Genomic DNA, 14310 nt, shown 5'->3' with positions numbered 1-14310 from the left:
CCCCCGCCCGCATACGAGCCCGTCCGACCACGACCGGCCCGCAGACGCCCGCAGTCACCGAAGGCGCATCAGGCGGCTGAACACCACGGGCCCGGGTGAGCTCAGCGGGCGCCTCGCATCCGTTGGGCGGCTCGGGCCCGGCGCGCGTACGGCAGATAGCGCAGCCGCTCAGGAAGCACGGGCACCACAGCCCGGACGACACCGCAGAACCGCCGCAGCCTCCGCTCCTGCGCGTCCGTCCATTCCAGACCGATCGCCTCGCGCGCCTCCGGCGGCATCAGCCCGATGGTGATGAACCTGCGGAACCGGGCCAGCGGCGGGAAAAGGACCGGCCACAGAACCTTGACCAGCAGCCTGACCGACCGCGGACCCCGGTCCGGCGGCGGTACCGGCCGGTCGGTGGCGACCAGCTCCTCGACGACGACGGTGGCCTCTATCTCGTCGGCGAGCACCTTGCGGTAGTACGGCCAGAACTCCTCGATCGACTGCGGCATGTCCCGGTCGTTGATGCCGAGGATCCGGCCGACCTGGAGCCACTCCCGGTACAGGGCCCGCTCCTGCGCCTCGGTGAGCGGGCGGACGAGATACCGCGTGCCGTGCCGGTAGATGGGGAAGCCCGTGGCGTGCACCCACGCATAGTTCGCGGGTGACAGCGCATGGTAACGGCGCCCGCGGGTGTCGGTGCCCTCAATGGTGCGGTGCAGCTTGCGGAGCCTGCGCCCCTCCTCGGCGGCTTCCTCACCCCCGTACACCCAGAGCTGGAGCGAGCGCAGCGACCGCTCGCCGCGCCCCCACGGGTCCGTGCGGAACACCGAGTGATCGTCGACGCCCGCGCCGACCGCCGGGTGGGCGACCTGGAGGGTGAGGGCGGCGGGCAGCATCAGCAGGGCGCGGACGTCTCCGGCAAGGCTCCAGAGCACTCCGCCGGGCGGCGGCGGCTCGGGCTCCCGCTTCCGGTTCCTGCCCCGGGGTGCTTCGCTGCTCATGCGGCGCTCCCAGCAGTCGACGGGCGTGCGGGCCGGTGCCCGGCTGATGTGTATTCCAGTATGCGATCGCGGGCGGGCCGGCGAGCAGGGGCGGCGGGACCGGTTCGGCCGGCGGCCACCGTGTGCGCAGGTGGGCGGTACCGACCGTCACCGCCAGCCGGCCGCTTCCAGCACCGCGGCCGCGGCCTCGTCGATGCGGTGCTGGGTGGCGTCGACCGTGAAGTCCTCCACCTGGGCCCGGTCGAGGATCCCGTCGAGCTCCCCCGATCTGTCCAGGTGCCACCGCAGCGCCTCGGGCTCGTCCGCGTGGCGCCGGGACAGCCGCTGCCGGACCACCGGCAGCTCGACCCGGAGCCGGCACACGGACAGGCCGACACCCACCGCCTTCTCGCACCGCTTGCGGTCCTCCGCGTCCTCGACGACGCCCGCGAGAACCAGCCGGGTGACGCCCGTGTCGAGGTAGTTGCCGACCACGCACCTCAGATTGCGCAGCAGCAGCGAGAAGTTGAAGGGGTCGTCGGCGGGCGCGGGCCGGCTCCGGCAGAGCCAGTCCATGTCGATGACGGCGTTGGGCACGCCGGAGCCGGTCAGCAGGTCTCCTGCGGCGTCGGCCACCGACGTCTTGCCGGCCCCGACGGTGCCGGTGATCAGAAGGGCGCGGGCTTCCGGAGCGCTGTCGGTTCGCATGGCCGGGAGCCTACGGCGGACGACGGTTCACCGGTGACGCGGGCTCAGCGCCTGGCGCCCTACTCCTAGTCGTACACCGTCACGGCTATGCCTCGGCTCAGCAGCCGACGCTCGATCAACGGCTCTGTCCGGGACCACTTACCGCCTGCGAGGCCGCATCCGATCCGGGGCATGTGGACCGATGCTCCCAGCTCGACGGCCCGTTCGGCCACGGATTCCAGCGCCGTGTCCATCGCCTCGTACCGCACGGGTACACCCTTGCTGCCCGTACGTATGCCCCGCTGCCCCACCATGTTCGCCACCCACAGATACCGCCCCACCTGGACGAACTGCACCGCGCCCAGGCCGAAGTCGTGGCCCGCGCGCTCGCGGTGCCAGCGGCGGTACGCGGTCTCCGGCTCGGGCCGGCGGCGCGACACGGCGAGGACGAAGCCCTTGCCCCAGCCGCCGAGGTCGTTGCAGACATGCGCGATCAGCTTGACGCCCTTGCCCTGTGGTGCGGTGGCGTCCCCCCGTACATACGTGATCTCCGACATGACACCACCGTACGGACCACCACCGACAACCGGCCGGGACCCGGCGGCTCCCAGGTGGGCCAGGGTCCGGCGGCGAGTACTGCGGTCCTACTGCACTTCGGCGGTGCCGGAGACTTTCACAACAGTGGTGAGACAGCAATACTGTTGAACCGGATAGGTGCACACGGATGCGGACAGTGCCGTCGGTACAGGCGTAACCGGGGACGGCAGTGCCCAGCGGCCAGCAGCGAGGAGCAGACATGGCGACCGGAACCGAGGAGCCGACGCTCACTGTCGACGAACTGGCGGCGCGCGCCGGAGTGACCGTACGTACCGTGCGTTTCTACAGCACCCGGGGGCTGCTGCCGCCCCCGGTGATCGGGCCGCGCCGGGTCGGGCACTACGGGCACGACCACCTGTCCCGTCTGGCGCTGATCGAGGAGCTTCAGCACCAGGGCATGACGCTCGCGGCGATCGAACGCTATCTGGAGCAGCTGCCGCCCGATCTGAGCGCCCACGATCTGGCGATCCACCGGGCGCTGGTGGCGTCCTGGGCGCCGGACTCGGCGGAGGAGGCGACCCGGGCGGAGCTGGAGCGGCGCGCGGGGCGGGCACTGACCGAGGACGACGTGGACCGGCTGGCCGCGATGGGTGTGCTGGAGCGCGCGAAGGCGGCGGACGGCAGCTTCCGGGTCGATCCGGGGATGCTGCGGCTGGGGGTCGAGCTGCTCGACGTACCGATCGCCAACGAGACGATCCTCGCGGCGCGCACGGTGCTGCTGGAGCACACCCGTTCCGCTGCGCACGAGCTGACGCGACTGTTCCGGGACGAGGTGTGGAACCCGTACCGGGAGCGGGAGTCGGACCCGGAGCACGTGGCGGCGATGAAGTCGCTGTCGGCCCATATGCAGCCGATGGTGCTGCAGGCGCTGGTGACCGCGTTCCAGCGGTCGCTCAAGGAAGAGCTGCGGGCCGCGTTCACGGCGGAGTGAGCCCCCGCCCAGCACCGGCGAGTACACGTGCCGGTAGCCGGCCCGCCGCTCGGCGGTGCGGATGTACTCCTCCAGGGTGTGCCGCACGGTCGCGCCGTCGGGCAGCCAGTACGGAAGCCCCGCGCCGATCAGCGGGTCGGTGCCGAACAGGGCCAGTTCGCGGCCGAGCTTGCGGTGGTCGTGCATGGCGGTCTCCTCGCGGTCATCGGGCGAGTGACCTCCCGCACGCTCTCGGCTTCGCTCGAGCAGTGAGGGACCCCGTGCCGAAGCCCCGGGGCACTCGCCCCGGGGCTTCGGACTGAGACATCTGTCAGCGCTCCGGGACACTCTCCGGCGTCGTCGTCATGGCAGCGCGCTTCATGGCGCTGACGCTGACAGGGTGTCCCGCTGTCCACCCGGTATTTTCCGGCCGGAGGGTGCGGATACCGCAGCCTCCGGCCGGTACGTGGCCCGCTGGGGACGCCGGTCAGTCGTGGAAGGTCTCGCCCTTCTCGGCCTTCTCCACCAGCAGCGCGGGCGGCAGGAACCGGTCGCCGTACTTCTCGGCGAGTTCCCGGGCGCGTGCCACGAAGCCGGGCAGGCCGCCCTCGTACCCGTTGATGTACTGGAGCACGCCTCCGGTCCACGGCGGGAAGCCGATGCCCATGATGGATCCGATGTTGGCGTCGGCGACCGAGATGAGGACGTTCTCCTCCAGGCAGCGCACGCTGTCCAGTGCCTCGGAGAAGAGCATCCGCTCCTTCATGTCCTCGAACGGGACGTCGGCCTCCGGCTTGGCGAAGTGCTCGCGCAGCCCCGGCCACAGCCCGGCCCGCTTGCCGTCCTCGCCGTACTCGTAGAAGCCCGCGCCGCCGCTGCGTCCGGTACGTCCGAACTCGTCGACCATCCGGTCGATGACCGCGTCCGCAGGGTGCCCGGCCCAGGTGCCGCCCGCCTCCTCGACCGCGCGCTTCGACTCGTTGCGGATCTTGCGCGGCAGGGTCAGCGTCAGCTCGTCCATCAGCGAGAGGACCTTGGCCGGGTAGCCGGACTGGGCCGCGGCCTGCTCGACCGACGCGGGCTCGACGCCCTCGCCGACCATGGCGACGCCCTCGTTGATGAACTGGCCGATGACACGCGAGGTGAAGAAGCCGCGCGAGTCGTTGACGACGATCGGCGTCTTCTGGATCCGGCGGACCAGGTCGAAGGCGCGCGCCAGGGCCTCGTCGCCGGTCTGCTCACCCTTGATGATCTCCACCAGCGGCATCTTGTCGACGGGCGAGAAGAAGTGCAGGCCGATGAAGTCGGCGGGGCGCTTGACCCCCTTGGCGAGGACCGTGATCGGCAGGGTCGAGGTGTTGGAGCAGAGCAGTGCGTCGGGCTCGATGATGTCCTGGATCTCCTGGAACACCTTGTGCTTGAGCGCGGTGTCCTCGAAGACCGCCTCGATGACGGCGTCGCAGCCCGCCAGATCGGCCGGGTCGCCGGTCGGGGTGATGCGGGCCAGCAGTTCGTCGCGCTTCGCCTCGGTCGTACGGCCCCGGGAGAGCGCCTTGGCGAGCAGCTTCTCGCTGTATGCCTTGCCCATGGCGGCCGCCTCGGTGGAGACGTCCTTGAGGACGACCTCGATGCCGGCGCGGGCGCAGGAGTACGCGATGCCGGCGCCCATCATCCCGGCGCCGAGGACGGCGACCTTCCTGACCTGGCGCTCCTCGATGCCCTTGGGGCGGTTGGCGCCGGAGTTGACGGCCTGGAGGTCGAAGAAGAACGCCTGGATCATGTTCTTCGAGATCTGGCCGGTGACGAGCTCGGTGAAGTACCGGGCCTCGATGGTCAGCGCGGTCTCGAAGTCGACCTGGGAGCCCTCGACGGCGGCGGCCAGAATGTTGCGGGGCGCAGGCATGGGGGCGCCCGCGAGCTGCTTCTTCAGGTTGGCCGGGAAGGCGGGCAGGTTGGCGGCGAACTTCGGGTGGGACGGGGTGCCGCCGGGGATCTTGTAGCCCTTGACGTCCCAGGGCTGCTGGGACTCGGGGTGGGCGTCGATGAAGGCGCGGGCCTTGTCGAGCATCTCCTCGGGTGTGGCCGCGACCTCGTGGACGAGGCCGTTCTCCAGGGCGCGCTTCGGGGTGTACTGGGTGCCCTGGAGGAGGACCTTCAGCAGCGCGTCGGCCACGCCCATGAGGCGTACGGTGCGGGTGACACCGCCGCCCGCGGGCAGCAGGCCGAGGGTGACTTCGGGCAGGCCGATGCGGGAGCCGGGCGCGTCGAGGGCGATGCGGTGGTGGGAGGCGAGCGCGATCTCGTAACCGCCGCCGAGGGCCGCTCCGTTGATGGCGGCGACGACGGGGATGCCGAGGGTCTCGATGCGGCGCAGCGAGTGCTTGATGGCGGTGCCGACGTCGAAGGCGTCCTGGGCGTTCTCCGGACCGACCTTGATCATGTCCTTGAGGTCGCCGCCCGCGAAGAAGGTCTTCTTGGCGGACGTGAAGATGATGCCGCGGATGGCGTCCTTCTCGGCCTCGGCGCGGTCGGCGACGGCCGCGATGGAGTCCTTGAACGCCTGGTTCATCGTGTTGGCGGACTGGTTGGGGTCGTCGAGTACGAGGGTGACGACGCCGGTCTCGTCCTGTTCCCAGCGGATGGTCGTGCTCTCGGTCATTGCTGTGTTCTCCGTAGGCAAGGGGTGGCCGGGGACGGTCAGAGACGCTCGATGACGGTGGCGACGCCCATGCCGCCGCCGACGCAGAGGGTGGCGAGGCCGTACCGCTTGTCCTGGCGCTCCAGTTCGTCGATGAGCGTGCCGAGGATCATCGCGCCGGTGGCGCCGAGCGGGTGTCCGAGCGCGATGGCGCCGCCGTTGACGTTGATCTTGTCGAGGGAGAGCCCCATGTCCCGGGCGAAGCGGAGGACGACACCGGCGAACGCCTCGTTGATCTCGACGAGGTCGATGTCGTCGATGGTGAGTCCGGCCTTGGCGAGGGCCTTGCGGGTGGCGGGGGCGGGTCCGGTCAGCATGATGGTCGGCTCGGAGCCGGAGACCGCGGCGGAGACGATCCGGGCACGCGGCGTGAGGCCGTACCGCTCGCCGGTCTCCTTGTTGCCGATGGCGACGAGTGCGGCGCCGTCCACGATGCCCGAGGAGTTGCCCGCGTGGTGGACGTGGTCGATCTTCTCGACCCAGTGGTACTTCTGCAGCGCCACGGCGTCGAAGCCGCCCAGCTCGCCGATGGTGGCGAACGAGGGCTTGAGAGCGGCCAGCGAGTCGGCGGTGGTGCCGGGGCGCATGTGCTCGTCGTGGTCGAGTACGACGAGGCCGTTGCGGTCCTTGACCGGGACGACGGAGCGCGCGAAGCGGCCGTCCTTCCACGCCTCGGCGGCCCGCTCCTGGGAGAGTGCGGCGAACTCGTCGACGTCGCGGCGCGAGAAGCCCTCGATGGTCGCGATGAGGTCGGCGCCGACGCCCTGCGGGGCGAAGCCGGTCTCGTAGTTGGTCATCGGGTCCATCGCCCAGGCACCGCCGTCGGAGCCCATCGGCACCCGGGACATGGACTCGACACCGCCTGCGAGGATCAGGTCCTCCCAGCCCGAACGGACCTTCGCTGCGGCCAGGTTGACGGCTTCCAGACCGGAGGCACAGAACCGGTTCTCCTGGACGCCCGCCACCGAGTCCGGGAGTCCGGCGGCGATGGCGGCGATCCGGGCGATGTCGGAGCCCTGGTCGCCGAGCGGGCTGACCACGCCGAGGACGATGTCGTCGATGGCGGCCGGGTCCAGGCCGGGGAAGCGGTTGCGGATTTCGTGGATGAGGCCGACGACGAGATCGATCGGCTTGGTGCCGTGCAGGGCGCCATTGGCCTTGCCGCGCCCGCGCGGGGTACGGATCGCGTCGTAGACAAATGCTTCGGTACTCAAGACAGCAGCCTTTCGGGGGTGGTCGATCGTCGGGGTCAGGCGAGCAGCGAGCGGCCGATGATCTCCTTCATGATCTCGGTCGTTCCGCCGTAGATGGTCTGGATGCGGCCGTCGGTGAACGCCTTGGCGACCCGGTATTCCGCCATGTAGCCGTAGCCGCCGTGGAGCTGGAGGCAACGGTCGGCGACGCGCTTCTGCAGTTCGGTGGCCCACCACTTGGCCATCGAGGCGTGTACGGCGTCGAGTTCGCCGTTCGAGTGGTCGACGATGCACCGGTCGACGAAGGTCCGGGTGACGGCGCACTCGGTGGCCATCTCGGCGATCTCGAAGCGGATGTGCTGGAGCTTGGAGAGCGGCCGCCCGAAGGCTTCGCGCTCCTTGACGTACTGGGTGGTGATCTCCAGGAGGTACTCGGCGGCGGCGATACCGGCGAGCGCTATGCCCATCCGCTCCTGTGCCAGGTTGGTCATCAGATGGATGAACGCGCCGTCGCGCTCACCGAGCAGGTTCTCCTTGGGGACGCGGACGTCGTTGAAGAACAGCTCGGCCGTGTCCTGGGACTTCTGGCCGATCTTGTCGAGGTTGCGGCCCCGCTCGAAGCCCTCCGTGCCGCGTTCGACGACGATCAGCGAGAGTCCCTTCGCGCCGCCCTCCGGGGTGGTCTTCGCCACGACGACCACCAGGTCGGCGAGGATGCCGTTGGAGATGAACGTCTTGGAGCCGTTGAGCAGCCAGTGGTCGCCCCTGTCCTCGGCGGTGGTGCGGATGCCCTGGAGGTCGGAGCCCGCGCCGGGTTCGGTCATCGCGATGGCGGTGATGATCTCGCCGCTGCAGAAGCCCGGCAGCCAGCGCCGCTTCTGTTCCTCGGTGGCGAGGCCGGTGAGGTAGGGGCCGATGATGTCGTTGTGCAGGCCGAGAGCGAGTCCGGGGGCGCCGGCCCGGGTGAACTCCTCGGCGAGGACGGCGCTGTACCGGAAGTCGGTGGTGCCGCCGCCCCCGTACTCCTCGGGCACGGCGAAGCCGAGCAGTCCCTGCCGGCCGGCCGCGAGCCAGGCCTCGCGCGAGACGATGCCGTCCTTCTCCCACTGCTCGTAGTGCGGGACGACTTCCTTGGTCAGGAAGGTCCGGACGGTCTCACGGAACGCGTCGTGCTCCTCGGTGAAGATCTGCCGCTGCACTGCGGGCCCCCTAGAGCCAGTTCTTGACGGTGGAGATCAGCCGGGCCGGATCGGGGCCGACCGGGATGACGTTCAGCATGGTGACGCCGGACTCGCGGAACGCCTCGACGCGGTCGCGTACGTACCCCTCGGGTCCGCACAGCGACATGAGCTCGCAGAATTCGTCCGGGACGGCGGCCTCGGCCTCCTTCTTCTTCCCGGAGAGGTAGAGCTCCTGGATGAGCGCGGCTTCCTTCTCGTACCCGTAGGCGACGGCGAGGTCGTTGTAGAAGTTCTTGCCCTTGGCGCCCATTCCGCCGACGTACAGCGCGATCTGCGGGCGGGCGAGGTCCCTGAGCGCGGTCGCGTCGTCGCCGATGGCAAGGAGTCCGCCGGCCACGGTCTGCAGCGGGCCGCGCGCCGGGTCGCGCTCGGCGGCGCCTTCGGCGAGGGCCGTGCCCCATACCTGCTGGGCTTTCTCGGGCAGGTAGAGGGTGGGCAGCCAGCCGTCGGCGATCTCGGCGGTCAGCCGGACGTTGGCGGGGCCGAGCGAGGCGATGTAGAGCGGGATCTCCTCGCGCACCGGACGGGTCAGGATCTTCAGGGGCTTGCCGAGCCGGCCGCCCTTCTCCTTGGGCAGCGGCATGTCGGTGATGCCGTGGTGGTCGATGACCTCGCGGCGCCAGATCCGGCGGCACAGTTCGACGGTCTCGCGGGTCCGGCCGAGCGGCTTGTCGTACGCCTTGCCGTGCCAGCCCTCGACGACTTGCGGCCCGGACGCGCCGAGCCCGAGCAGCGCCCGGCCGCCGGAGATCGCGTCGAGTCCGGCGCCGGTCTGAGCGATCAGGGCGGGAGTGCGGGAATAGACGTTGAGGATCGCCGCGCCGATCTTCATACGTTCGGTGCGGGCGGCCAGATAGCCCATGAGTGTGGGCGAGTCGAAACCATAGGCCTCCGCGACCCAGACGGCGTCGAGTCCGGCGGACTCCAGGCCTGCGACCTGGTCGCAGGCCTCGCGCGGGTTGCCCGCGTAGTTCAACGGCAGGGAGAGTTCCATCAGTCGGTGGTGTCCTTCCGGGGCCGGTGCATGCTCGGTACGTCCCAGTCGCGGGCGACGTCCTCGGTGTCCGCGCCGGGTTGCGCGGGTCCGCTGCGTACGGAGACGGGCGTGGCGGAGAAGCGCGGTGCGGGGGCGGGCTGGGTGAGGCCGCCGTGTTCGACGAAGGTGGAGCGGGCGGCGAGGTGCGGGTGGTGCGGGGCCTCGCGGAGCGAGAGGACGGGGGCCACACAGGCGTCCGTGGCCTCGAAGACCTCGGTCCACTCCGCGCGTGTCCGGGTCCTGAACCGGTCGGCGACGACCGTGCGCAGCTCCTCCCAGCGGGTGACGTCCTTGCGGTCCGGGCACCGGTCCTCGATGCCGAGTAGCTTGATGAACTCGTCGTAGAACTGCTGCTCCAGCGGGCCGACCGCCATGTACTGGCCGTCGGCGGTCTCGTACGAACCGTAGAACGGACAGCCGCCGTCCAGGAGGTTGGAGCCGCGCCGGTCCTGCCAGCCGCCGGCCGCCAGCATCCCGTGGATCATCGTGGCGAGGTGGGCGGCGCCGTCGACGATCGCCGCGTCCACGACCTGGCCCGTTCCGCCGGGGGTGCGTGCGTGCTGGAGGGCGGCCAGGATGCCGACGACGAGATAGAGCGAGCCGCCCGCGTAGTCGCCGACCAGATTGGCTGGGACGGTGGGCGGCTCGCCCGGCTTGCCGATCATGGAGAGCGTGCCGGTGAGGGCGATGTACGCGATGTCGTGTCCGGCCCGCTCGGCGAGTGGCCCGTCCTGGCCCCAGCCGGTCATCCGCCCGTAGACGAGCCCGGGATTGCGGGCGAGACAGGCGTCGGGGCCGACGCCGAGGCGTTCGGCGACGCCCGGCCGGTAGCCCTCGATCAGGATGTCGGCGCGTTCGACCAGGTCCAGGACGCGGTCCGGGCCGTCCTCGGCCTTGAGGTCGACGAGCACGGAGCGTTTGTTGCGGTTGGTGAGGTCGTATGCGGGATCGATGCCGAGCCCCGGGCCGGCGGGCCGGTCGACTCTGACGACGTCGGCGCCGAGGTCGGCCAGGAGCATCGCGGCGAACGGGCCGGGCCCGATGCCCGCCAGCTCCACCACGCGTACGCCCGCCAGTGGGCCGTGCTCTGTCGTTGCCATCAAGCCCCCAGCGGTGTGACACAACTGATGTAACAGCGATGATGCTAAGAACGTGCCGCGCTCCGCACAACCCCTTGAGCCGAGCAAGCGCTTAGTTCTTTCCCTTGGATCCTCCCTCACGATCGCCGCCCGGCTGTACACCGCCACGACCCCCTCCGCTAACCTCTGCCTGCTACATCGGCGCCGGCCCCTGCGGAGGCACTCGTGAACAGGCAGAACGGGGCACAACGCCCCTATGACATAGTCCTTTTCGGTGCCACCGGCTTCGTGGGTGCCCTCACCGCCGAATATCTCGCCGCCCACGCACCCGACAGCTGCCGCTGGGCGCTGGCCGGCCGTAGCCCGGCCAAGCTGGCCGAGCTACGCGACCGCCTGACGGCGATCGATCCGCGCTGTGCGGACCTTCCACTGCTGCACGCCGACGCCGACGACCCCGACGCGCTGCGCGAACTCGCCGAATCGGCGCATGTGGTGGCCTCGACCGTGGGTCCGTACGTCTGGTACGGCGAGAAGCTGGTCGCCGCCTGCGCGGAGGCCGGGACGGATTACACGGACCTGACCGGCGAAGCGGAGTTCGTCGACCGGATGTATCTGGAGCATGACGCGCGGGCCCGCGAGACCGGGGCCCGGCTCGTGCACGCCTGCGGCTTCGACTCCGTACCGCACGACCTCGGGGTGTATTTCACGGTCCAGCAGCTGCCGCAGGACGTGCCGCTGACGATCGACGGTTTCGTCCGCAGCAATGCCGTCTTCTCCGGCGGTACGTTCGCATCCGCGCTCACCGCGATGGGCCGCGGCCCGCAGATGCTGCGCGCGGCCCAGGAGCGCCGGCTGCACGAACCACGCCTGGTCGGCCGCCGCGCCCGCGCATCGCTCGGCACCCCCCACTTCAGTGCAGGGACCGGCACCTGGGCGCTGCCCCTGCCAACCCTGGACCCACAGGTCGTCGAACGCTCGGCGCGGCGGCTGGCGCGGTACGGACCCGACTTCCGCTACCGCCACTTCGCCTCGGTGAGGCGCCTGCCGGTGGCGCTCGGCGGCACGGCCGCGATCGGCGCCCTCCTCGGCGTGGCTCAGCTGCCCGCCGCACGGAATTGGCTGATGGGCCGGTACGAGCCGGGGGCGGGCCCGGACGCGGAGCGCCGCAGGCGGAGCTGGTTCACGGTGCGTTTCGTCGGGGAGGGCGGCGGCCGCCGGGTCTTCACGGAGGTGTCGGGTGGTGACCCCGGCTACGACGAGACGGCGAAGATGCTCGCCCAGTCGGCGCTCTGCCTCGCCCTGGACGAGCTTCCGCCGACATCGGGGCAGGTCACGACGGCCGTCGCGATGGGTGACGCGCTGCTGGAGCGGCTGCGCGGGGCCGGGCTGCGCTTCCGGGTCGCGGCCGTCCGCTGAGCGGATCGGCCGCGCGACCCGTCGCGGGAGGGGTCGGCAGGCGGAACTGCCGGTCAGAGCATCCAGGACGCGAGCGTGCAGATCATCGCGACGGTCCACACGACACCCGCGAGGACGCCGAGGCTCATTCCCACGGCGAGGCGCCGTTGGGCGAGATGGACAGTTCCGGTGTGTGCAGACGTTCGATGATCGTTCATGTGCACAAGGGTGCCGGTCATGATCAGCAGGCGGTATCCGTACACATACTCAGGTACCGGCGGCCGCGCGCACTCAGGCGGTCGCTTCCCGGAGCGCCTGCCTGCACAGCGCGTCGGCCCTGCGGGTGGTCTCCGGCTGGCGGAAATCCCTGGCCAGCAGGAGCGTGTGCGCACAGGCGTTGTCCAGGCCGGTCCGGTGTCCGACCGAGACGTACACCGGTTTGGTGCCGTCCTGGGTGCGCAGCGCCCGGCCCACCTCCTCGTCCCCGTCGAGGAGCGGCGAGGAGGCGCCGCGCCGGGGGCCCGGCTGGCCGTACGTGAAGGTGAACGGGTTCTTGGCGACGCCGATGACGGGGAGTCCGGTGAGAACGCCCAGGTGACTGGCGAGCCCGAAGCGGCGCGGGTGCGCCCTGCCGTATCCGTCGCAGACGACGAGACCGGGGTCGACCGGCAGGGCCTCCAGCGCGGCCAGCACGGTCGGGATCTCCCGGAAGGCGAGCAGTCCCGGGACGTACGGGAAGGTGACCCGTCCGACGGCGGTGGTCTCCGCGACGACGTCCAGAGTCGCCGCGTCGAGCACGACCGCCGCCGCGACCACGACATCGCGCTCGTCGTCGTAGGCGACGTCGACACCGGTCGCCCGTCCCGTCCCGGGCTGCGGCCCCGGCTCGTCGAGCACCACGCGGGCGCGGAGGGTGTCCTGGATGGCGCGGGCTTCGGCTGCATCGGCGGGTGTGCGGAAGGTCGTCATGGTGCCGACCAGCTTAGAAGTCCCGTCCGGGCGGGCTCCGATGCGGTGTCGATAAGGTGACATTCATGTTCGTACTCGAGTTGACCTACACCGCCCCTGTCGAACGTGTCGACGCACTGATGGAGGCGCATGTCGCCTGGCTGGACACGCAGTACGCGGCCGGGGTCTTCATCGCGTCCGGCCGCAAGAATCCGCGCGACGGCGGTGTGATCCTCGCCGTGGGGGACGACCGCGCGCAGATCGAGAAGATCGCGGCGGCCGACCCCTTCGCGGCCGAGGGCGTGTGCGCATACCGGATCACGGAGTTCATCGCGACGAAGACGTCGGACGAACTCGCCCCTTACCGGCAGCAGTTGCCCTGACGACGGGCCCTATGCCTGCCTGGCGATCCGCCCCTTCTCGCCGGCCGCCCAGCAGCCGCCGTCCGGTGTGCAGTCCACGGTGTCGTACGAACCGGTGTCGACCGTGCGCCAGGTGCGCCCGCCGTCCGTCGTCAGGTCCGTCCCGGTCGGGCCGACGGCCAGTGCCGTCGAGCGGGTGTGCCGAACCCAGGCGACACCGGAGCGGTAGGCGGGCGGCGCGGTGGTGGACTGCTGCCAGCTGCGGCCTCCGTCGCCCGTGACGGCAGCGGCGTTCGGCGATGCCTGGTCGGCCCGATAGTCACCGCCGACCGCGATGCCGTGCGTACGGTCACGGAACGCCAGGCCGAAGACGCCTCGGGCCGGGTCTCCGGCCGGGATCGTCGATTCGGTCGATGTCCAGGTCAGCCCGCGGTCGGCGGAGTGCAGCACCCGGGCGGTGGCCGCGCCGCCCGTCGCCAGCCAGACGTCCTTCGGCCCCGAGCTGACCAGGCACTGGCCGCCCGCGGCGAACCCCGCCTCGCCCGCCTGGGCGTCCGGCATCCCCGCCGAGGGCAGCACCTTCCAGCTGCGGCCGCCGTCCGCGGTGGACAGGATGCGGAATTTACCGTCCACCGGATCGCTCATGGCAAGGCCGTGCCGGCTGTCGAAGAAGGTGAGGCAGTCGTAGAAGGCACGGGCGTCGGTGTTGCGGAAGGACTCGGTCCAGGTGGTCCCGCCGTCGTCCGTACGGAACACCCTGGAGGCGTCGCCCTCCCCGATGGCCAGTACCACCGCGCGCCGTGCGTCGAAGGCCTCGATGTCGCGGAACTCCAGGGCCGCCTCAGCCGCGCCGGGCGGCGCCACGTCGCGCCAGTGGCGGCCTCCGTCGGTGGTGCGCAGGACCGTGCCCTTCGAGCCCGCGGCCCAGGCGGTGCGGCTGCTGACGGCGGCGAGGCCACGGAAGCGGGCGTCGGTTCCCGTGTCCGTGAGCGTCCACGCGGGCCGGTGGCCGGGCCCGTGCCCCTCTCCCGGTGCTGCCTGCGCGGCCGGAGTGGCCAGTGCGGCGGTCAGCGCCGCCCCGCACACTCCCCATGACATCAGTCGTCTCGTCTTCCCCTTGAGCCTCATGGCGCAGGAAGCTAACCGACCGTCAAGGCGCCGTCCAGGGTGCGCCTCCTCGAAAGGGACATCCGATCGCG

14 protein-coding genes and 1 pseudogene are annotated in these 14310 nt (G+C 70.9%); 3 read left to right on the top strand and 12 right to left on the bottom strand.

The window, feature by feature from the left end:
• Window positions 1-101 precede the first annotated feature (101 nt).
• The 3 genes from ACIA8E_RS11890 to ACIA8E_RS11880 all read right to left on the bottom strand — a co-directional run bounded on the left by ACIA8E_RS11890 (window position 102) and on the right by ACIA8E_RS11880 (window position 2209).
• The gene (locus ACIA8E_RS11890; protein WP_399297005.1) at window positions 102-986 is read right to left on the bottom strand and encodes an oxygenase MpaB family protein; all 885 of its coding nucleotides are present in this window, start codon (window positions 984-986) and stop codon (window positions 102-104) included.
• 147 nt (window positions 987-1133) lie between these two features.
• Window positions 1134-1673: a hypothetical protein gene (locus ACIA8E_RS11885; RefSeq protein ID WP_399297003.1), complete on the bottom strand. Its 540-nt coding sequence runs from the start codon at window positions 1671-1673 to the stop codon at window positions 1134-1136.
• Between the two features lie 65 nt (window positions 1674-1738).
• Window positions 1739-2209: a macro domain-containing protein gene (locus ACIA8E_RS11880; RefSeq protein WP_399297001.1), complete on the bottom strand. Its 471-nt coding sequence runs from the start codon at window positions 2207-2209 to the stop codon at window positions 1739-1741.
• Window positions 2210-2448: 239 nt separating this feature from the next.
• Between ACIA8E_RS11880 and ACIA8E_RS11875 the strand changes: the two genes are divergently transcribed.
• The gene (locus ACIA8E_RS11875) at window positions 2449-3180 is read left to right on the top strand and encodes a MerR family transcriptional regulator (RefSeq protein WP_399296999.1); all 732 of its coding nucleotides are present in this window, start codon (window positions 2449-2451) and stop codon (window positions 3178-3180) included.
• 6 nt (window positions 3181-3186) lie between these two features.
• On the opposite strand, the pseudogene ACIA8E_RS11870 reads toward ACIA8E_RS11875, so the two are convergent.
• The 6 genes and pseudogenes from ACIA8E_RS11870 to ACIA8E_RS11845 all read right to left on the bottom strand — a co-directional run.
• Window positions 3187-3366: pseudogene (locus ACIA8E_RS11870) on the bottom strand (threonine--tRNA ligase); the annotation flags it as partial.
• Window positions 3367-3646: 280 nt separating this feature from the next.
• Window positions 3647-5818 carry a 3-hydroxyacyl-CoA dehydrogenase NAD-binding domain-containing protein gene (locus tag ACIA8E_RS11865; RefSeq protein WP_399296997.1) on the bottom strand — a complete coding sequence of 724 codons (2172 nt, stop codon included), beginning with the start codon at window positions 5816-5818 and terminating at the stop codon, window positions 3647-3649.
• 38 nt (window positions 5819-5856) lie between these two features.
• Window positions 5857-7071: an acetyl-CoA C-acetyltransferase gene (locus tag ACIA8E_RS11860; RefSeq protein ID WP_313940210.1), complete on the bottom strand. Its 1215-nt coding sequence runs from the start codon at window positions 7069-7071 to the stop codon at window positions 5857-5859.
• A gap of 35 nt (window positions 7072-7106) precedes the next feature.
• A complete protein-coding gene (locus ACIA8E_RS11855) occupies window positions 7107-8249 on the bottom strand; it encodes an acyl-CoA dehydrogenase family protein (protein WP_399296995.1) in 1143 nt (380 codons plus the stop codon).
• A 10-nt stretch (window positions 8250-8259) separates the two neighbouring features.
• Window positions 8260-9285, bottom strand: coding sequence for an LLM class F420-dependent oxidoreductase (locus ACIA8E_RS11850; RefSeq protein ID WP_399296993.1), 1026 nt, complete (start codon window positions 9283-9285; stop codon window positions 8260-8262).
• Window positions 9285-10427, bottom strand: coding sequence for a CaiB/BaiF CoA transferase family protein (locus ACIA8E_RS11845; protein WP_399296991.1), 1143 nt, complete (start codon window positions 10425-10427; stop codon window positions 9285-9287). Before ACIA8E_RS11845 ends, ACIA8E_RS11850 begins: the two co-directional genes overlap by 1 nt.
• A 204-nt stretch (window positions 10428-10631) precedes the next feature.
• On the opposite strand from ACIA8E_RS11845, the gene ACIA8E_RS11840 reads away from it, so the two are divergent.
• Complete coding sequence (locus tag ACIA8E_RS11840; protein ID WP_399296989.1) at window positions 10632-11822, top strand: saccharopine dehydrogenase family protein; 1191 nt, start codon at window positions 10632-10634, stop codon at window positions 11820-11822.
• A gap of 53 nt (window positions 11823-11875) precedes the next feature.
• Here ACIA8E_RS11840 and mmpA read toward each other — a convergent pair whose 3' ends face one another.
• The gene (gene mmpA, locus ACIA8E_RS11835) at window positions 11876-12019 is read right to left on the bottom strand and encodes a morphogenic membrane protein MmpA (RefSeq protein ID WP_399296987.1); all 144 of its coding nucleotides are present in this window, start codon (window positions 12017-12019) and stop codon (window positions 11876-11878) included.
• A 73-nt stretch (window positions 12020-12092) separates the two neighbouring features.
• Window positions 12093-12770, bottom strand: a complete 678-nt coding sequence (locus ACIA8E_RS11830; protein ID WP_399296985.1) for an endonuclease V — start codon at window positions 12768-12770, stop codon at window positions 12093-12095.
• Window positions 12771-12835: 65 nt separating this feature from the next.
• On the opposite strand from ACIA8E_RS11830, the gene ACIA8E_RS11825 reads away from it, so the two are divergent.
• Window positions 12836-13132, top strand: coding sequence for a YciI family protein (locus tag ACIA8E_RS11825; protein WP_326606778.1), 297 nt, complete (start codon window positions 12836-12838; stop codon window positions 13130-13132).
• A gap of 9 nt (window positions 13133-13141) precedes the next feature.
• Here ACIA8E_RS11825 and ACIA8E_RS11820 read toward each other — a convergent pair whose 3' ends face one another.
• Complete coding sequence (locus tag ACIA8E_RS11820; protein WP_399296983.1) at window positions 13142-14239, bottom strand: WD40/YVTN/BNR-like repeat-containing protein; 1098 nt, start codon at window positions 14237-14239, stop codon at window positions 13142-13144.
• Window positions 14240-14310: the final 71 nt, after the last annotated feature.

The organism is Streptomyces sp. NPDC051664 (assembly GCF_044453545.1).
Lineage (GTDB): Bacteria > Actinomycetota > Actinomycetes > Streptomycetales > Streptomycetaceae > Streptomyces.
Note: the sequence above shows the minus strand (reverse complement) of the source record. Positions and strands in the feature narration are given on the sequence as shown.